Origin of the sequence: Nonomuraea sp. H19, assembly GCF_052068215.1 — a bacterium.
Classification (GTDB): domain Bacteria; phylum Actinomycetota; class Actinomycetes; order Streptosporangiales; family Streptosporangiaceae; genus Nonomuraea.
This window is the reverse complement of sequence record NZ_JBQHCV010000026.1, coordinates 14,029-32,534: the sequence shown is the minus strand read 5'-3', so window position 1 is coordinate 32,534 and position 18,506 is coordinate 14,029. Positions and strand designations below refer to the sequence as shown.

General features: G+C 68.3%; 15 protein-coding genes and 1 pseudogene. 5 read left to right on the top strand and 11 right to left on the bottom strand.

Going from position 1 to position 18,506, the window contains the following annotated elements:
- Nucleotides 1-9: 9 nt before the first annotated feature.
- The 4 genes from ACTMTI_RS42610 to ACTMTI_RS42595 all read right to left on the bottom strand — a co-directional run bounded on the left by ACTMTI_RS42610 (nucleotide 10) and on the right by ACTMTI_RS42595 (nucleotide 5,046).
- Nucleotides 10-1,071: a tyrosine-type recombinase/integrase gene (locus tag ACTMTI_RS42610; RefSeq protein WP_441126503.1), complete on the bottom strand. Its 1,062-nt coding sequence runs from the start codon at nucleotides 1,069-1,071 to the stop codon at nucleotides 10-12.
- Between the two features lie 36 nt (nucleotides 1,072-1,107).
- A complete protein-coding gene (locus ACTMTI_RS42605; RefSeq protein ID WP_441126502.1) occupies nucleotides 1,108-2,619 on the bottom strand; it encodes a helix-turn-helix domain-containing protein in 1,512 nt (503 codons plus the stop codon).
- Between the two features lie 34 nt (nucleotides 2,620-2,653).
- Entirely contained in the window at nucleotides 2,654-4,357 is a 1,704-nt protein-coding gene (locus ACTMTI_RS42600; protein ID WP_441126501.1) for an enoyl-CoA hydratase-related protein, read from the bottom strand.
- Nucleotides 4,358-4,776: 419 nt separating this feature from the next.
- A complete protein-coding gene (locus ACTMTI_RS42595) occupies nucleotides 4,777-5,046 on the bottom strand; it encodes a hypothetical protein (protein ID WP_441126499.1) in 270 nt (89 codons plus the stop codon).
- Nucleotides 5,047-5,106: 60 nt separating this feature from the next.
- Here ACTMTI_RS42595 and ACTMTI_RS42590 point away from each other — a divergent pair, with 60 nt between their 5' ends.
- Nucleotides 5,107-5,271, top strand: coding sequence for a hypothetical protein (locus ACTMTI_RS42590; RefSeq protein ID WP_441126498.1), 165 nt, complete (start codon nucleotides 5,107-5,109; stop codon nucleotides 5,269-5,271).
- Between the two features lie 278 nt (nucleotides 5,272-5,549).
- Here ACTMTI_RS42590 and ACTMTI_RS42585 read toward each other — a convergent pair whose 3' ends face one another.
- On the bottom strand, nucleotides 5,550-5,675 hold the full coding sequence (locus ACTMTI_RS42585) for a hypothetical protein (RefSeq protein WP_441126497.1): 126 nt from the start codon (nucleotides 5,673-5,675) through the stop codon (nucleotides 5,550-5,552).
- Entirely contained in the window at nucleotides 5,663-6,145 is a 483-nt protein-coding gene (locus tag ACTMTI_RS42580) for an ATP-binding cassette domain-containing protein (protein ID WP_441126496.1), read from the bottom strand. The genes ACTMTI_RS42585 and ACTMTI_RS42580 overlap by 13 nt, the downstream gene beginning before the upstream one ends.
- Nucleotides 6,146-6,209: 64 nt before the next feature.
- On the opposite strand from ACTMTI_RS42580, the gene ACTMTI_RS42575 reads away from it, so the two are divergent.
- Both ACTMTI_RS42575 and ACTMTI_RS42570 read left to right on the top strand, forming a co-directional pair.
- The gene (locus ACTMTI_RS42575; RefSeq protein ID WP_441126495.1) at nucleotides 6,210-7,721 is read left to right on the top strand and encodes an ABC transporter substrate-binding protein; all 1,512 of its coding nucleotides are present in this window, start codon (nucleotides 6,210-6,212) and stop codon (nucleotides 7,719-7,721) included.
- 29 nt (nucleotides 7,722-7,750) lie between these two features.
- Entirely contained in the window at nucleotides 7,751-9,544 is a 1,794-nt protein-coding gene (locus ACTMTI_RS42570) for an ABC transporter permease subunit (protein ID WP_441126494.1), read from the top strand.
- Between the two features lie 80 nt (nucleotides 9,545-9,624).
- Here the strand turns inward: ACTMTI_RS42570 and ACTMTI_RS42565 are convergent.
- Together ACTMTI_RS42565 and ACTMTI_RS42560 are read right to left on the bottom strand one after the other, a co-directional pair.
- Nucleotides 9,625-9,819 (bottom strand): annotated as a pseudogene (locus tag ACTMTI_RS42565) (hypothetical protein); the annotation flags it as partial.
- 91 nt (nucleotides 9,820-9,910) lie between these two features.
- Nucleotides 9,911-10,243 (bottom strand): hypothetical protein, encoded by a 333-nt coding sequence (locus ACTMTI_RS42560; protein WP_441126493.1) that lies wholly within the window; start codon nucleotides 10,241-10,243, stop codon nucleotides 9,911-9,913.
- A 73-nt stretch (nucleotides 10,244-10,316) separates the two neighbouring features.
- Here ACTMTI_RS42560 and ACTMTI_RS42555 point away from each other — a divergent pair, with 73 nt between their 5' ends.
- Nucleotides 10,317-11,207 carry a hypothetical protein gene (locus ACTMTI_RS42555; protein ID WP_441126492.1) on the top strand — a complete coding sequence of 297 codons (891 nt, stop codon included), beginning with the start codon at nucleotides 10,317-10,319 and terminating at the stop codon, nucleotides 11,205-11,207.
- 182 nt (nucleotides 11,208-11,389) lie between these two features.
- Here the strand turns inward: ACTMTI_RS42555 and ACTMTI_RS42550 are convergent, their stop codons facing one another.
- Nucleotides 11,390-12,613 carry an oxygenase MpaB family protein gene (locus tag ACTMTI_RS42550; RefSeq protein WP_441126491.1) on the bottom strand — a complete coding sequence of 408 codons (1,224 nt, stop codon included), beginning with the start codon at nucleotides 12,611-12,613 and terminating at the stop codon, nucleotides 11,390-11,392.
- A gap of 155 nt (nucleotides 12,614-12,768) precedes the next feature.
- Between ACTMTI_RS42550 and ACTMTI_RS42545 the strand changes: the two genes are divergently transcribed.
- Nucleotides 12,769-13,440, top strand: coding sequence for a TetR/AcrR family transcriptional regulator (locus ACTMTI_RS42545; protein ID WP_441126490.1), 672 nt, complete (start codon nucleotides 12,769-12,771; stop codon nucleotides 13,438-13,440).
- Nucleotides 13,441-13,628: 188 nt separating this feature from the next.
- On the opposite strand, the gene ACTMTI_RS42540 is transcribed toward ACTMTI_RS42545, so the two are convergent.
- Nucleotides 13,629-16,412: a glycosyl hydrolase family 95 catalytic domain-containing protein gene (locus ACTMTI_RS42540; protein WP_441126489.1), complete on the bottom strand. Its 2,784-nt coding sequence runs from the start codon at nucleotides 16,410-16,412 to the stop codon at nucleotides 13,629-13,631.
- A gap of 265 nt (nucleotides 16,413-16,677) precedes the next feature.
- Nucleotides 16,678-17,658 (bottom strand): ricin-type beta-trefoil lectin domain protein, encoded by a 981-nt coding sequence (locus ACTMTI_RS42535; protein ID WP_441126488.1) that lies wholly within the window; start codon nucleotides 17,656-17,658, stop codon nucleotides 16,678-16,680.
- Between the last annotated feature and the right edge of the window lie 848 nt (nucleotides 17,659-18,506).

Here is an 18,506-nt window from a genome sequence, read left to right as displayed (position 1 = left end):
AAGGCCCCGTCAGCTCGGCGCCTTGCCACGCAGCAGCGGGTGCGCACGCATCGCCACCTCCAGCTCGCCCGGCAGCTCATCGCGATAGCGCCCCAGCGTCGACAGATCGCTGTGCCCCAGCACCCGCCGCACCGCGTCCATGTCCACCGCATCAGCCAGTAAATGCGTCGCCGTCGTGTGCCGCAGCCCATGCGGCGTCACCGACCGCCGCTGATCCGGATCCACCCGCCGCTGCACCCGATCGATCACCGCCTGCACGTCGCCCCGCGCCAGCCGCCGCCCCCGCCACGACAGCAGCAGCGCCTTGTCCTCCACCGCCGCCGGCCGCCCCCGCTCCACATAGGCCTGCAACACGACGGCCACATCATCCGGCAGCGGCACATCCCGCGTACGTCCGCCCTTGCCGAAAATGCGCCAGTAACGCACGCCGTCGTTGGTGAAGAAATCCTCCACATTGGCCCGCACCAGCTCCGACACCCGCGGTCCCACCGTCGACAACAGCAACACGATCATCGCATCCCGCAGCTCCGTCCGCTGATCGCGCCGCTTGCCCGCCGGCGCCGGCGCGTCCTGCAACGTCTGCGCCGCCCCGATGAGCCCCTGGGCCTGCTCCCGTGTCAACGCCCGCCGATGCGGCCGCAACCCGCCCCGCTCCTTCGCCGTCACCGTCGAGGCCGTCATCGGATTGATCTGCACCCATCCGGCCAGCGTCGCGTGCTTGAACAACGCCGAGATCGACCGCCGAAACCGTGCCTGCGACGAGGGCGACTGCCCGCCGCCCGCCTCACGAGTCCCGCCCGCCGAGCGCCCGTCCGGCTTTCGCGCGAACGCCAGCAAAATCGCATCGACGTCCTCACCGGTCAGATCATCCAGCACGACACCCTCGCCGGCCAGCTCCACCAGCGTCGCCACGTCCCGTGCGTACACCTCCGCCGTCGAGGGCGACAACGCCCCCGTCAGCGTCTTGGCGCGCACCAGCTCCACATAGCGGTCCGCCGCCTCCGCCACCGTCAACCGGTCGAGCTCCGCAGGCCGCATCACAAGCCCCTTCCCGCGCATGCCTTCAGCCAACAAGCCCGACGCTAGCCCAGCCTGCCGACGAAAACTTCAGATGTCGCGGAACGTCTCGATCCGCGCCCCCAGCGCGTTCAGCCGCTCCGCCAGATCCTCATAGCCCCGGTTGATGACGTACACGTTCCGCAGCACCGACGTGCCCTCCGCCGCCATCATCGCCAGCAGCACCACCACCGCGGGCCTGAGCGCCGGCGGGCACATCATCTCCGCGCTCCGCCACCGCGTCGGCCCCTCCACCAGCACGCGATGCGGATCCAGCAACTTCACCGACGCCCCCAGCCGCGTCAGCTCCGTCAAATAGATCGCCCGGTTGTCGTACACCCAGTCATGGATCAGCGTCGAACCCTGTGCCGCCGCCGCGATCGCCGCGAAGAACGGCACATTGTCGATGTTCAGCCCCGGAAACGGCATCGGGTGAATCTTGTCGATGGGGGAGATGAGCTTCGAGGGCCGCACCGTCAAATCCACCAGCCGCGTACGCCCGTTCGCCGCCGGATACTCCTCCGTCCGATCATGATCGAGCCCCATCTCCTCCAGCACCGCGAGCTCGATCTCCAGGAACTCCACCGGCACCCGGCAGATCGTCAGCTCCGACGACGTCACCACCGCCGCCGCCAGCAGGCTCATCGCCTCCACCGGGTCCTCGGAAGGGGAGTAGTCCACATCCCGCTCGATCGTGGCCACCCCATGCACCGTCAGCGTCGTCGTGCCGATGCCCTCCACCCGCACCCCGAGCTGCTCCAGGAAGAAGCACAGGTCCTGCACCATGTAATTCGACGAGGCGTTACGGATCACCGTCACCCCGTCATGCCGGGCCGCCGCCAGCAACGCGTTCTCCGTCACCGTGTCGCCCCGCTCGGTCAGCACGATCGGCCGCGACGGCGCCACCGACCGATCCACCCGCGCGTGATAGAACCCCCCCGTCGCGGCGATGTCCAGCCCGAAATGCTTCAGTGCCGACATGTGCGGCTGCACCGTCCGCGTCCCCAGATCACAGCCGCCGGCGTACGGAATCTGGAACTGCTCCGTCCGATGCATCAACGGCCCCAGGAACATGATCACGCTCCTGGTACGGCGCGCCGCCTCGGTATCCATCGCCTCCAGCTCCAGCCTGGCCGGAGGAACGATCTCCAGATCGCTGCCCTCGTTGATCCACCGCGCCCGGACCCCGATCGAGGCCAGCACCTCCAGGATCCGGTAGACCTCCTCGATCCGCGCCACCTTCCGCAGGATCGTCCGCCCCGAGTTCAGCAGCGACGCGCACAGCAACGCCACACACGCGTTCTTCGACGTCTTCACATCGATGCTGCCCGACAAGCGGCGACCGCCCACCACCCGCAGATGCATCGGCCCCGCATACCCCAGCGACACGATCTCGCTGTCGAGCGCCTCACCGATCCGGGCGATCATCTCAAGACTGATGTTCTGATTGCCCCGTTCGATTCGGTTAACCGCACTCTGACTCGTCGCCAGTGCATCGGCCAGCTGCAGCTGTGTCCATCCACGATGCTGCCGCGCATCCCGGATGAGCCGGCCGATCCGCACAAGATAATCATCTGCCACAACAGCAGACCTTATCTCACATATGAGATGCAGCCCCATCAGCGCGCGCCGACGCGCCGGACAACTCCCGATGCCGCGCCAAATGCTCAGGAGTCACTTGCGCCCTCACCTTGCGCACGAACGCCCGCCGCGCCGCCCGGAACCCGTTCCTGTCATCGAACATGTCCCGGCTCATCTCCGCCAGTTCCTCCACCCGGTACGCCTCCAACGGCTTGCGCCGCTCATCGGCCTCCCGCACCTGCCGCCGAGCCGCCAGCAACCGCTCATACCCCGGATCCGCCGCCAGCCGCTCGGCGTACTCCAGCACCCGCCGCTCGAACTCCAGCCGCGACCCACTCAGCATCCGGTCTGCGAGGCCCGCCTCCACCGCCTCGACCGCGCCGATCGGCAACGCATCACCCGTCAACCGCAACGCCCGCTCAGCCCCCACCCGCCGCGGCAACGCATACGTCCAGTACTCACTGCCGAACAAGCCCATCGTCCGGTAATGCGGATTCAGCACCACGCCCGCACGGATGATCACGCGGTCCGCGCCCAGCCCCATCATCACCCCGCCGGCGCCCGCATTCCCGCCGATCGACGTCACCACCAGCTGCCGCGTACAGCCGATCACCTCACGACATACCGCGTTGATCGCGTTGATGTTCATCCACGCCTCCAACTCCGGATGCCGCGCCGCCTCGATCACGTTCAGATGAATCCCATTGGAGAACACCTCTCCGCCCCGCAGCACCACCACCCGCGTATCCTGCGCCACCGCATACCTCAGTGCCGATGCCAGCCGCCGGCACTGCTCCGTCGACATCGCCCCGTTGTAGAAGTCGAAACTCACCACCCCCACGCCATCACTGCGGTCATAGGTGATCTCGCTGTAACCCGGCCGCTCCGGCACCCCCGCCACCAGCTCACCCAGCGCCATCGCCGCCGGGAGCTTCGCCGCCCCCTCCTCCTCCAGCCGCACATGCCCGACCCACACCGACCCGTCCCCGGTGTGCACCAGTACCGCACCCTCACGCCGCGCCGCCACCTGCCCCGGCTCCCCGGCCAGCTCCGGCCCCCGGTACATGTCGAACACCCGCACCGGCAACCCGCACAGCCGCACCCGGCCGCCCGGCGCCCCATCGGCCGCCCGCACCCGCCGCACGATCTCCTCCGTCGGCTCCTCCCAGGCGAACTCCCGATCCGCATGCCGCATCGCCCGCCGCAACCGCCCCCGCACCTCAGGAGAGCGGTAATCCAGCGGCTCCGGAGCGAACGACGCATCAGCCGCCTTGGCCGCCACCTCCACCACCAGCTCCACCGCGGCATCGGCCACCGGCCCGTTGTACAACGCCGACTTACGCGGCGCCTCCGCCGGCATCGCGAACGTCCGGAAACCCCAGATCGGGCCCGCGTCCATCTCCTCCACCGCCTGCAGCGCCGTCACGCCCCACTCCGGCTCCGCATCCATGATCGCCCAGTCCAGCGACGACGGCCCGCGGTCCCCGGGCGGCCCCGGGTGAATGATCACCGTACGGAACCCGCGCCACACCCGCTCCGGCACCCGCTCCTTCAAGAACGGGCAGATCACCAGATCCGGCTTGGCCAGCTCGGCCGCCTCCGCCATCACCTCCTCCGACACCGCCAGCTCGACGCTCACGTCATGACCGGCCCGGCGCAACTCCAACCACGCACGCTGGGTCAGGCCGTTGAAGGAGGAGCAGAGCAGCAAGATACGCAACGCGAGACTTCTTTCCACAAGCGGAGACCGACGACAGGGCAACGGGCAGGGGAACTAGCCGGCCCCGGCAGGCCGATCGCACCGGCCCCAGGCATTTAAGACTGTCCCATATAGCCCATACATGCATCGATGCTGACACGAAAAACCCACTGCTGCTGACAATTGACCGCAAAAGCCGCCCTGACCAGCCCCAATTGACCCGCTTTGCCCAAAAAGTCCCACGAGCGCGAGCGGAGCTTCGACAGCGCGCGGCCGGGTCGGAGCGCGTTTTTGGCCACGCGGGCAGCGATGCGGGCCCGGCCCGACGAGGATCGGCGCGAGGAGCGCCGTGCCCACTCACCGCCGCTTAGCCGCCTACACCCCTCACCGAGGGTGGATGTATCCGGGGCCGACGCCCCGGCCGGCCAGCCCGATGGGCTTCACTCGGCCGAGGGCGGGGACGGCTTGGTGTCGGTCCAGCCGGACTCCAGCACCACATTGACCCGGCCGTCCTCATCCGGCAAGCCGATGAAATCAGCGGCCGGCACCTTGGAGGTGCCGGGGTCGATGATCAGCCTGATCCGGGGGGTTCGGTCTCCCTGGATCAGGAAGGTCACGGCGACACCCGGTCGCCCCCGCGGGTCTGTGGTCAGGCCTTCGACCCGTACCGCGGGCAGCGTCGCCAGCGCCCGGTAGGCGGCGCTGCGCACCTGTGGGGAGGCGGCTGGGTCACAGAGTCTCCTTGCCGCAAGGTGCCGGACACCTGATAAATGTCCGGCGGACTGCTGGACGAGATCCAGATCCACCTGGCCCCTGTCCTCCTCGACAGCGGCACCCGGCTGTTCGATCATCTGGGCGGTCAGTTCGAGCTCCGAGCGACCCAGGCGATCACCAGCCTGAACGCCACCCACCTGCGATTCAAGGTGCTCCGCTGACTGACCACGTCTTGGTCGGACTGACGGGCGGTGACTCTGATTTGTGTACACCACCCCTTAGGTCGGGTGGCCCGGAGGGGTCTCACCTGGCGAAATTCCCCCGGCTACTCGGCGATCGATATACACCGTAGACTGGACACACTCTCTCGCCGCGGTAAGCGTCCGGGCAGCCTGGAAGAGGCCCGTCAGCGAGGGTTTCGGTCGTCCGGGTGAGCAGAGCCAATCGCCGGTTTCTCGTCACTGCAGCGCACTGTGGATCTCATGTAAGTCCGGAATTCTCATCGGTAGGCCGATGCCTGGAGGTCGTACAGGTGGGCGTACCGGCCTGCGAGGGCGATGAGCTGGGCGTGCGTGCCGCGCTCGATGATGCGCCCGCCGTCGAGCACGACGATCAGGTCGGCCATCCGGATGGTGGCGAATCGGTGCGAGACCAGCAGGGTGATCCCGCCGGTGGCGTGCTGCCACTCGCGGGCTGCCTCCGCGTATCGCTGGTAGACCTCGTGCTCGCTGGCCGCGTCCAGCGCGGCTGGCCGCCGGAGAGCTCGACGCCGTCGCCGAGGGCCTTGCCGAGCCGGGGCTCCTCGCCCTCGGGCAGGCGGGCGAAGACCTGGGCGGCGCCGCCCTTCTCCGCGGCTTCCGCGAACTCGTCAATCCTGGGCAGGTTGCCCACGCCGACGGCCTCGCGGGCCAGGAACGGGAACCGGCTGAAGTCCTGGAAGGCCGAGGTCACGCGTTCCCGCCAGGCCGCGGGATCCAGCTCGGTGAGGGGTGTCCCGTCGACGGTGATGGTTCCGCTGGTCTGCTGGTAGAACCCGCACAGCAGCCGTCCTTCGCCTCGGCTCCCGCTGATCGCCAGGCGATTGATTGAAAGCAAAACAACTAAGTTAGGCTACCCTTATTCGGACTTAGCCAACATCAGGCACCACAGGACTACTTTTATGCGCAAAAATCCCCTCCGCTTCGCCGCGGCGCTGCTTCTCACCCCGCTACTCGCCGGCTGCTTCTCGGAGGGCTCCGCCGGCAGGGGCGGCGCCCGGTCCGAGCAGCGCATCAAAATCGTCCTGGCCGTGCCGCCGGCCCAAGCCCTCTCCCCGTACAGCAACGACGCCACGGTACTGAGCAAGCTCTCCGTCGTCGAGGGATTGACCAGGCTCGACGCCGACGGCACCGCGAAGCCCGCACTCGCCGCCTCCTGGAAACAGGCCAGCGACACCACCTGGACCTTCGACCTACGCGACGCCCGATTCCAGGACGGGACGAAGGTCACCGCCGAAGCCGTCGCGAACGCCCTCGCACACGCCTCCGACGCCGAGCCGGCACCGCGCGTGCTGAGCGACATCGAGCTGACCGCCAAGGCGCAGGACGCCGACACCGTCGTCCTCACCACCGCCGCCGTCGACCCCGTCCTGCCGCTGCGCCTGGCCTCTCCCGCCCTGGGCATCCTCTCCCCGAAGGCATATGCATCCAACGGTGCCGTCAGCCCGATCGGCACCGGCACCGGCCCCTTCAAGATCACCAAGCTCGGCGGCAAGACCCAAGCCACCCTTGGCCGCTTCGACGGCTACTGGGGCGGCAAGGCCAAGGCCGCCGGCATCGACGTCTCGTGGATCTCCGACGGCACCGCTCGCGCCAACGCCCTGCGCAGCGGATCCGTCGACATCGCCGAGTGGATCCCCACCTCCCAGGCCAGGCTCCTGGCACCCGGAACCCTCCATGAGGTCCCGTCCACCCGAACCGACAGCCTGCTGCTCAACACCGGCAGCGATGTCTTCCGCGACGCCGCGATGCGCGCCGCCGCCCGCGAGGCCGTGGAGCCCACCGCGCTCGTGGACAGCGTCTTCGGCGGCTACGCCGACGCCGCCCAGGGACTGTTCGGCCCCGCCATCTCCTGGACCCGGGACAAGCACGTCACCGTCGAGCACATCGTGAAGGCCGCCACCGCCGAGCAGGTCAAGCAGCAGACCGGCGGCAAAGCCATCACGCTGGCCACCTACACCAATCGCACCGAGCTGCCCGAAGTCGCCAGCGTGCTCCAGCAGCAACTGGAGAAAGCCGGATTCACCGTGAAGCAGGACATCCGTGAATATTCGCAGATGGAGGCCGATCTGCTCGCGGGGAAGTACGACGCGCTCGTCTTCTCCCGGGTGACCCTCCTCGACACCGGCGACCCGGTCGCCTACCTGGCCAGCGACTACACCAGCAAGGGCTCCTACAACATCACCCGGCTCGCCGAACCGGCCGTCGACCGGGCCATTTCGGCCGCCGCCGAGTCCGGCGCCGGCACGCGCCAGGACAAGGTGATGGCCGCCGAAGCCGCCGTCCTGTCCACCGACGCCGTCGTGCCGCTCATCCACGAAAAGGTCCTGCAGGGTGTCTCCACCGACGTCGAAGGCGCCATCCTCGATCCACGCGAGCGCGCCCTGGTAGGCCTCGACACCCGGCTGAAGTAGCCGAAGCGGTCACGAGAGCGCGCCCCCACGTGAGCGTCACCAGAGCCGGCTCGCGGCTCCGCCCGCCGGCCCCCGGCCGGTCCCGCGGCTTCGGCGGCCGTTGGGCCGGGCTGTTCGGCGCCCTGTTCGCCGGGGCCGGGCTGCTGACCGTCATCGCCCTGTTGCCCTGGATCTCCGGCACGGACGTGGCGCTCACCGTCCTGCGTGCCCGTTCCGGCGAACAGGACCCATCCCTCGAGGCACTGGCCGCCGTACGTGAACAACTCGGGCTGGACGCCGGTCCGGCGGCCGCACTCGGCCACTGGCTGGGAGCTCTGGTACGTGGCGACGCGGGGACCTCCTGGGTCTCCGGCGAGCCGGTGACGCCCGCCCTGGGCGCCGCGCTCGGCGTCTCACTCACCCTCACCTCGGCCGCACTCGTGGTCACCCTCGCCGTCGCCGCGATGGTCTGCGCCCGGACGCTGTGGCTGGGCGCCCATCGCCGGCTCACCCGCGACGGGGCCGCAATCGGCGCGGCGGTGGTGGCGGCGCTGCCCAAGTTCCTGCTCGCAGCCGTGCTCTCCACCGTCCTCGGCGTGCACCTGGGCTGGTTTCCGCCGTACGGCTGGGAGGGTCCGTCGTCGATGGTGCTGCCCGCGCTCGCCCTCGGTGTGCCCTCCGGCGCGATGATCGGCGGACTGCTCGACCAGGCGCTGCCGGCCGCCTTCCGCGAGCCCTGGGCCCGTGCGGCGACCGCCAGTGGAATGCCGCCTGGCTGGATCATGCGTGCTGCGCTGCGCCGCGCGGTGCCCGGCGTACTCCCGCAGCTGCTGCCCACCGTGGTCAGCCTGGCCGGGGGCGCGGTCGCCGTCGAGAAGATCTACGCCATTCCCGGCCTCGGCATGCTGACCCTCGATGCCGCCATCGCCCAGGACCTGCCCGTCCTGCAGAGTGGAAGCCTCGCGCTGATCCTGCTCGGCGCCGGCGCGGGACTGCTCGTACGCTCGGCACGACGCGCCATGCTCGGCCCCGCTCTCCGCGAGGGGGCGCTGCCCTCGCTACCCCTGCCCGGCCTGGACACCGGACGCGCGCTGCCAGCCGTGGCCGTCGGGTGCGCCCTCCTGCTCGCCACCGCCGTCGGGCTCGGGCTGTTGCGCGACCCCATCCAGGTGGACACCGCCGGGCGGCTGCTGGCGCCCTCGTACGAGCATCCGCTCGGCACCGACGCGCTCGGCCGCGATCTGCTCGCCCGGCTGGGGCACGGCGCACTGCGCACCACGGTGCTGGCCTTCGCCGTCACCGCCGTCAGCCTGCTCCTCGGTGTGCTCGCCGGACTGGCGCGCCAGGTCACGGCCGGGCTGACCGACATCGTGTCCACCTTGCCGGTGATACTGGCGGGCCTGCTGGTCACCGCCGTCGCCGGACCGTCGGCGCTGGGCGCGGCGCTGGCCGTCTGCCTCGTCGGGTGGAGCCCGTACGCCGCCCAGACCACCGCGCTGCTGGAGCAGGAACGCGCCGCAACCCACATGGCCGCCTCCGTCGCCCTGGGGGCGAGCCGAGGCCACCTGATCCGGCGTCATCTGCTGCCCGCTCTGGTCCCGCCACTGCTGCGCAACGCCCTGTTGCGGCTGCCGACCGTCGTCCTCGTCCTCGCCTCCCTCGGCTTCCTCGGGCTCGGCGAGCAGCCGCCCGCGCCCGAATGGGGGCGGCTGTTGTCGGAGAACCAGTCATACGCGGAGCTGGCGCCGTGGACGGTTCTCGGCCCGGCCGCCGCGCTCTCCCTTCTGGCGGTGCTGGCCGTCGCGGCGACCGCACTGCTGGGCCGCGCCGACCGGCGAGCCTGAACCCTCTTTCTCCGGGCTGTATCGCAGCGGAGCTCCCAGCGTGCCGGCTTGGGCGGACCCCTCAGAACGGTGATCTGCTGGTTGCCCGGCCAGGTCCAGGTCAACGTCCAGCCGTGGACGGCGGCCGTGCCGGTGTTGGCGATGGTGACGGCGGCGGTTCCAGTCGGCCTGTGGCGTGTCGGTGCCGGTGGGCGTCTGGCTGAGGCCGGAGGCGCAGTCGCCGGCGCCCGGCGAGGGGGATGTAGTCGGCCTCGTTTGCGAAGCAGCTCCAGCACCGAACCTGGCGCCAAGCAGGCGGGTACAGCCGCGGCCTGCTGGCCGTAACGGGCGCCCTTGCGCACCGTCACCTGGCTGGCCGCGCCGACTTCACACGGGTTGTTCTCCGTGCAGCGCTTCCCGTCGTCGTTGCTCGTGTTTGTCCAGCCCGACCACGGAGTGCCCGTCCGGGGCGATCAGCGGAGACCCCGAGGCGCCGTGCCCTGGTTCGCAGGCGCTGGTGTACCTGAGTGCGTTCTCCTGCTCGTACCCGCCCTCACGCAACCCCGGCACCACGGCCTTCACCAAGAACGGGGCTTCGCAGCTCTGCGGAACGGCGACATCCGCACCGCCCTCGCGCCTTCGTCCGGCCGTCCGGCGTCGGCCGGTCCGGGACTTATCGACGATGACGTAGATCAGCGCATCTGAAGGGAGATCGTCCATGCCCAGGAGCACCCACGATCTTCAGTGACATGTCCCGATCCGATCATTGCTCAGGGCGTGGGAGTCTGGACATATGACAATTGAGTGGTCCCGGCAGGAGATCCTCGAAGCGGTCAGGACACGCTTGCTACGGCCGGGCGCTGTGGGGGACAAGTACTCCGCCGTCGATGTCATGGCAGAGCCCGACGGCATGCTAGTGATCTTCCGCTGGCGGCGAGATCCGAACACATACGCCATCAAGGTCGAGTTTCCGATGGCGTCGGAGAGTCCGTGGACTGGCGGTTGGTACACCGCCCTGCCGGTCACCTCGCCGGATGAATGGGCCGCAGACTTCGCCTTTCGCCTTATGCTGGAACTCGATACCGGGCTGGTTCGTCGAAGCCGCCGGATGATCCGAGATGGGTACGTCCTGTTGGACGTTCACGATGCCTCGGACGTCTGGCCCGCCGGGTTCTTCATCAATCCCGTTCCGCTCCTCGACCTTGAGCTCTCCGCCTCCCCGGATGACCTCGAGAAGGCCTATTCCCTTCTCGGATCGCTGCCGGCATCGGTTTCTCCGCCTGTGTCCAAGGTCGGCGCCTGGCTGGCCAGGGCAGGGATGGATGTCACCATTCCCAGACAGCTGATCGTCGAGGCCAGGCTTGCCTGCTGGCTTCAGGCCTACGTCAACAACGCCCGCGGGGAACCTGCTGTCGGTCAGGCAGCCGCGTCGTGGGAGGACGAGCGACGCACCATCGCCCGTCTCGACCTGGTGCACATCCAGCCCGGCGTCCCATCAGAGGTGCGCCAAGCGCTGGTGCGGCTCATGGTCTGCGAGGTAGCCGAGGCCGGCGCCCTGAGCGTGGTCACCGCGGTCGACGGTCCCGAGCTCCATGGACTGGGGTTCCGGCCCGCGAACGGTGGCGGCCTTGCGCTTGATACTAGGAGCACTGAACCGCGATCGGACCCCGCGGTCGAAGCCTGACCCAAGGCGCCTCACATCCGAGGCTGGGCCCCAGCCCGCAAAACCACCCAAAACGTCGTTTTTGCGGACCTTCGTTGTGCCTATTCGAACCGGAGAGGGCTTCGAGAGCGCCTGCGGGTCCGTTCGAACATTGCCCAGTGGATCGCCTGCCCGTCAATGCGAGCGGCACCCCTAGACCGTGATCAGCCGGGCCGGTTGCCCGTCGGAATCACGATCTTGGTTTGTGCCCCCTTGGTGAGGTAGTACGTGGTCCACTTCTTGACCATCTCGTCGAGGAGCCAGGCGGCGGCGGGCACCAGCGGCAGCCCAATCAGACCCTCCCGGAACTGCACCAGTAGCGGCCAAGCGGTCTTGACCACCGGGTCCCACAGCGGCTCGCGTCGGATGCCGTTCCAGTCGGCCACCTGGTTGCCGGTGAGGTACCTGGCGAAGGCGTTGACGAGAGGCTTGTCGATGCCGCCGGGGCTGGTCAGCTCCGCGAGCATGTCCCGCAGGATGGCGTTGAGTTCCATCCCCTCCGGGGTCGGCCCCATGTTCCTGGGCAGGACCAGGTCCGACTGGGCGTAGGAGGAGTCCCAGGTGGCGGGGAGGAACTCGTCCCTGATGCCGAGCATGTGCCCCAGCATCTGCACCGAGTGCAGGTACCCGGCGGCCTCAGTGGAGGAGATACGCACCTTCCACTCCCGCATCCCGCGCATGGAGTAGGTCGCCAGGGTGTGCCACGTGACGAGCATGTCCTCCTGGCTGATCGGGATAGGGCCGGACCAGTGGGGAGACGACTTCAGCAGGTGCCGCACCGCCGCGTGCACCAGCCGGGTCTTCACAGCCTCGACGACGGCCGTGCCGCCGGCAGCCCAGGCGTTCTGGGGTCTGACCGCGTACGCCAGGATGTTCGTCTTGGCGATCCGGTCTTTCAGATCCGCACCGCCCGCGGAGTAGTAGACAGCGCGTGCCTCCTTGGGAATGGCGGTGGCCAGCATCCCGGCGCCGACAATGGTGAGGACGACGATGTAGTTCCCTTTGAGCGCGTGGAACCGCGCCCCGGCATCCAGCATGGCGGGGTCGGCCCACGACGGCAGCTGACGCGCCTGCTCGATGAAGGCCCGCAGATCCTCCGGCAGTCCCGCGGGCAGGGGCTGGTCGTTGCGGTTCCAGTCGTACAGCAGGCGGTTGACCTCGGGTATGACACCGCGGTCGAACAGTGAGGCGAGGAGCGGATCGGCCACGTCGTCCCACACCCATCGGGGGTCGGCGCCGCTGCCGGAACCCGCGATCGAACCGCTGGCCGGCCAGGTCCAGTCGCCGGACAGGGAGTCCGCCTGGGCCGGGGAGGTCATCCCTAACGCGCCGAGCGCTCCCAAGGCGGTGCCCGAGATCAGTACCTCGCGCCTGCTCAACTCTGCCATGCTCTGCACTCCTTCGAGGTGGGGTCCCGCTCAGGGCATGCGAGAAAAGGGATGATACTGAGAAACAAATCATGAATCTGTGTATCATCATCAGAGCATAGTGTGACGAGCATCACAAGACCGCGTTCGAGGCAGAGTCCCTACAGGAGGTGATTGTGGAATCTGTGCTGTCCGGATTCATGGTGCCGTCGGACTCCGATTCATTGCTGGAGCGCGCCTATTTCGATGCCGTCGAGCGCGTCGACGACACCGACGAGCTGCGGACACGCATACTTGACGCGGCGTACGAGCAGTTCTGCCGGATGGGCATCAGGCGCTCCACCATGGAGGACGTCGCCCGGCTGGCGAAGGTGTCGCGGATCACGGTCTACCGGCGGTTCGACACCAAGGACACGCTGATCGAACACGTGGTGCGCCGGGAGTTCCGCCGCTATTTCGACCGGTTCCTCATCGACATAGAACAAGCCGGCACCGCCGCCGACAGGGTGGTGCTGGGCTTCGTGAGCTCATTGCGGGCAATTCGCGGCAACCCGCTGATCGGCGGACTCATCGCCGCGGAACCGGACCTGCTAGTCCCCTCCATGACGGCTGACGGGGGTCAGACCCTCGCCACAGTGCGGCATTTCGTCGCCGGCCAGCTCCGCAGCGAGCAACGCGCGGGCAACGTGTCGAGCAGCCTTGACGTCGACCTCGTGGCCGAGATGATGGTGCGGATCTCCACCTCTTTCCTGACGATCCCCAGTGCCATCATCGACCTGGATGACGACGAGCAACTGGCCGCGGTGGCCCGACGGTTCCTCGTGCCCATGCTTGAGCCACCAGCCTGAGCTTCACTCTCGCGCCGGCTTCCCGAGGCTGACGTGCGAGCCGTCGCCGGCAGATGCTGGCGGCGTCCGCCTTACGCGGCTCCGGACGGGTGGAATGGCCTTGATCACTGGCACGGGCGTCGCCGCAACCGGTGGCCGGTTGCGGCGAAGCGCGCGTTGGGTTGAGGTCTGCGAGGGTCGTCGGGTTTTCACACGCCCGTAATGGTCCATTGGTTGTTGGTGCTGTTGTTCGGCGTCCACATGGCCACGGTGGAGCCGACGGTGCTGTTGCCCATACCGTCGAGGGCCGTGCCGGTGCCACGGTTGATGATCTGGTAGCGGTCGTTGCCCGCGTTGTTGAGGCGCCACTGCTGGTTGTTGCCGCCGCTCCACGCCGCCTGCCTGGCGTTGGCGCCGTTGGCGGTGTTGTCCCAGCTGTCGGCGACCATGCCGTTGGTGCGGTTGACGATGCGGTACCACCCCCCGCCCAGGTCCACGAGCTGCCAGTGCAGGTTGGTGCTGCCGTCCCAGTTCCACTGCTTGAGGTTCGACCCGGAGGCGACATTCCCGCCGCTGTCCAGCGCCAGACCGGTGGTGACATTGGTGATCCGCACGTAGCTCGTCGGCGCGGGGCCGGACCCGGTCACGCGGTACGTACGACCGGCTTGGCCGGTCAGTCTGATGACGTCGCTCTCGGGTTTGGCGACGCTGACGGTATCGCCGGTCGTGGTGTCGACCACCTGGTAGGTTCCGGCGAAGATCCGGCTGCGTACGTTGACCGTCCCGTCGCGATCGAACCTGATGAGGATCTCGGTGGACCCGCCGGAGCTCCACGTCGCGTCCACGGTGTAGCCGCCACGCCCCCGAAGACCCTGCACCCTCCCGCTCGGCCAGGCCGCCGGCAGCGCCGGCAGTACGTGAAGCTCGCCGTTGTGGCTCTGCAGCAGCATCTCGGCCATGCCCGACGTCGCCCCGAAGTTGCCGTCGATCTGGAACGGCGGGTGCAGGTCGAACATGTTCGGCGCGAGCCGGGCCGTCGTCACGAGGGCGCGGATCAGGTCGTGCGCCCGCGTGCCCTCCTCCATCCGCGCCCAGTAGTTGATCTTCCAGGCCAGCGACCAGCCGGTCCCGTCATCACCGCGCAGTTCGAGGGTCCGCCGCGCGGCGGTGTACAGCGCGGGAGTGCCGCGCTTGGTGATCTGGTTGCTGGGGTGCAGGCCGTAGAGGTGGGAGATGTGCCGGTGCTTCGGCTCGGTCTCGACCCAGTCGTACAGCCACTCCTGGATGTTGCCGCGTGACCCGGTCCTCATCGGCGGGAGCCGGTCCCGGGCGGCCAGGACCTGCGCCCGGAAGCTTGCGTCCGTGCTGAGGAGCTCGCTGGCCTTGGCGCAGCCGTTGAACAGGTCCCGCAGGATCTGGTTGTCCATCGTGGGCCCGGCGCACACGCTGACGCCCGCGTGATGGGTCAGCTCCGGCGAGTTCGACGGGTTCGTGACCAGATACCCCAGGCTTGGCTCCTGCACGAGAGTCTCCAGGAAGAACTGCGCGGCCCCCTTCATGGCCGGGTAGTACTGCCGGAGGAACTCGAGGTCGCCGGTGAAGAGGTAGTGGTCCCAGATCATGGTGGCCAGCCATGCGCCGCCGGTCTGCCACATGCCCCAGGTCGCGCCGTCGACAACCGAGCTGCCCCGCCACCCGTCGGTGTTGTGGTGGGTCACCCAGCCGCCGGCATTGTACTGCACCCGGGCCGTGCGGGCGCCGCTGACCGTGAGGTCGTTGATCATCCTGAACACCGGCTCGTAGCACTCCGACAGGTTCGTCGTGTCGGTCGGCCAGTAGTTCATGGGCAGGTTGGCGTTGAGGGTGTACTTCGAGTCCCAGGACGGGGTCAGGGAGTCGTTCCAGATGCCCTGCAGGTTGGCGGGCTGGGTGCCCGGACGCGAGGAGGAGATCAGCAGGTAACGGCCGTACTGGAACAGCAGTGCCGAGAACTGCGGGTCGTTGCTGTTGGCGTGCTGCGCGATCCGTACGTCGGTCGGCTGGTCGGCCGCCGCGGTGCGGCCGAGGTCGAGCGTCGTGCGCCCGAACAGCCGCTGGTAGTCGGCGACGTGTCGGCCACGCAGGTCGTCGTAGGTTCTTGTGACGGCGGCGTTGAGGTGACGCCGGGCGATGCCCTGGTAGTCGCCGCTGACGTCCTTGTAGTTCACGTAGCTGGAGCCGATGGAGATCAGCACCGTCACGCTGTTGGCGGCCCTCACCTGCAGCGTGCCGCCGGAGCTGCTGACACTGCCGCCTTCGGCGACGGCCCGGGCCAGTGCCAGGAACCTGACTTTGCCGGACAGACCCCTCTGGTCGCCGGAAATGCCGTCCAGCGCCACCGTCGTGCCGTCCGGACTGGACCGCGTCGTCCGCTGCGGGCTGTCGAACGTCGCGGAGAATGTGATGGAGCCGGGCCTGTCGGCGGTCAGGCGGAGGGCGATCACCTGATCCGGTGCGCTCGCGAGCACCTCGCGCTGATACCGCACGCCGTTCTGCAGGTACGTCACCGTCGTGGTGGCCGTGGTCAGGTCCAGCCAGCGGTTGTATTCCGAGACGCCGGTGGCGCTGCCGAAGGTCAGTCGCAGATTGCCCACGGGCTGGTACGCCAGCTGAGCCGAAGGGTTGCCCAGCATGTTCTGGTCGATCAGGCTCTGGGCCTGGCTCCACTGGTTCTGGAAGACCAACTGCCGGATCTGTGGCAGCGCCGCCGCACCCCTCGTGTTGCTCTGGTCGTACGGCCCGCCGGCCCAGATGGTGTCCTCGTTGAGCTGCAGCCGCTCGGCGTCGACGTTGCCGAACACCATGGCGCCCAGGCGACCGTTTCCGATCGGAAGCGCACGCAGCCAGTCCGTACCGGCGCTCTCGTCGTACCACAGCGCCAGATCGTTCGCGGCGCGGACCTGCGGAGGCGGCACCGACGCGGCCCGGGCAGCCGCCGTCCACTGCCCCGGCAACAGCGCAGCTCCAGCTCCAACCGCGCCGAATCTCAGCGCTTGTCTTCGCGATAAATCAGCCATTTCGGTTCTCCAAGCCCATGGGGGTTGCGGACGGACGGCCTCCGTTGGGTACGACCACGCGCCTGTTCCGGCGGTGTGCGGAGGATCGGCAGGATGAGGGCGTCAAGGACCACCGCTGCCGGCAGCTGTTCACCCCACTCATCACCGGGGCGATGAGTCACCCCGGTGATGGCGCGTCGTCAGCTGTCGCAGGCTGTCAGTATCAGACGCGGGTCCACTTCTGGTTCGTGCCGCCGTGGCAGGTCCAGATCTGCACCCTGGTGCCGTTGGCGGTGCCGGACCCGGACACGTCCAGGCACTTGTTCGCCCCGACGGCGGTGACGGTGCCGTCGGCGTTGAGACGCCACTTCTGGTTGTTCTGCCCGTTGCAGTCCCAAATGATCACGGCAGTGCCGTCCGCCGTCCCGGCCCCGTTCACGTCCAAGCACTTGCCGCCGTAGACCCGCAGCTCACCGGCGCTGGTCGACGTCCACTGCTGGTTGGCCTGCCCGTTGCAGTCCCAGATCTGCACCTGCGCGCCGTTCGTCTGCGACACCCCGGCGACGTCAAGGCACCGGCCCGACGCCGCACCCTTGAGCGCGTTCCCCGGCGGAGTCGGGTTGCCGCCTCCGAACTGCGCGAAGAATTCCCACACCACTGGCCTGGTCCAGGAATTCTCGCCGGGTTCGAAGTCGCCAGGCCTCCCGTCCACGGGACCGGGGGTGTGGCCCGCGTCGAACGCCGCCCATGCGACCGGATACCCGGTCCGGCACCCCGAGTAGTTGGTGACGATGTGCGTCAGGCTGCCCTGCGCCGGCTCCGGCGGGTTCTGGGGCGTGCAGCCGTTGTTCCTGACGAACCTGTCACGCAGCGACCGGCCCGCGGAGATGTTGAGCACCGCGTCCCTGAGGCCGTGCAGTCCGATGTACGCGACGGGCTCGGTGCCGCCGCTGCACCCGCTGAGCTGCGCGCCGGCGTAGACCGCCACCGCGCGGAAGACCGTCGCCCGGGCGCACGCGAGCGCGTAGCTCATGCCACCGCCGTAGCTGAAGCCCAGGGCGAAGCGCAGGGAGGTGTCCACACAGAGGTCCGCCTCGATCCGCCGGATCATGTCGTCGACGAAGGTGACGTCCTCACCGCCCGAGTTGGCCCAGCCGTTGTTGATGCCCTGAGGCGCGACGAAGATCGCGGTGTTGTTCGACAACGCCCTGAGCCCGTAATAGGACCAGGGATACCCACTGGTTCCGCCCGAGTCGACATCGTTGGCGGTGCCGCCATTCCAGTGGAATCCGAATATCAATCGGTATGGGTTTGCGTTGTTGTAGTTATCCGGAATTCTCAGGATGTAACTGCGATTTTTCCCGCTGGTCGTAATCGACTGCGTACCGCTTCTCAGCGTCGGAGTCTTGCCGCATCCCGCGGTGGGCGCGAGGGCGCTCTGCTTTGCGAGCGACGGGGTCGCGCTGTCGCCCAGCGCCGTTTGAGCCGTGGTCAGGACGACGAGCAGTGCCGTGGTCGCGATGGCGGTTAAGAGGGACCTAAGCCTCGACATCACGCAAATTCCTTTGCCGTTCTCGTGGTGACACACGCAAAATGGGAAGCCACTTCCTCCACCTTTCCGGCGGCGAGGACGTCGGCGGCCGGCGTTTCTCGTCTCTGACTCGGTGAATACCGGGTCGACGCGGCGCACCGCGTTCTGCCGATCGAAACTCGCCGACCCGGCGCATATCGGCCGGCCGGTCGAGCAGTCAAAGTGTTAGCGCTCACTCAACGCCGCCGTAATCGGATCTCCTTTCTTCCGGGCGGCGCTGGAGGCGACGGTGCAGCGGAGCAAATATGACCCTGACGAGACCTGTCAAGGCTCGGCCTTGTCGACGTTGGGCGCCCCTCGTCTGAGACGCCCCGTCGATCCCGCGTCTGGCCAGGGGAAGCGGCCGCCGTCACCACGGACGTGCCGCGATGAAACTTTCACGGTCCGTCAATCGAATCGTTTCGTATGAAAAGCCGGCCGGCTACCCCTGCCCTGCCCTGCCCGGGCGGGGTGGCCGGTCT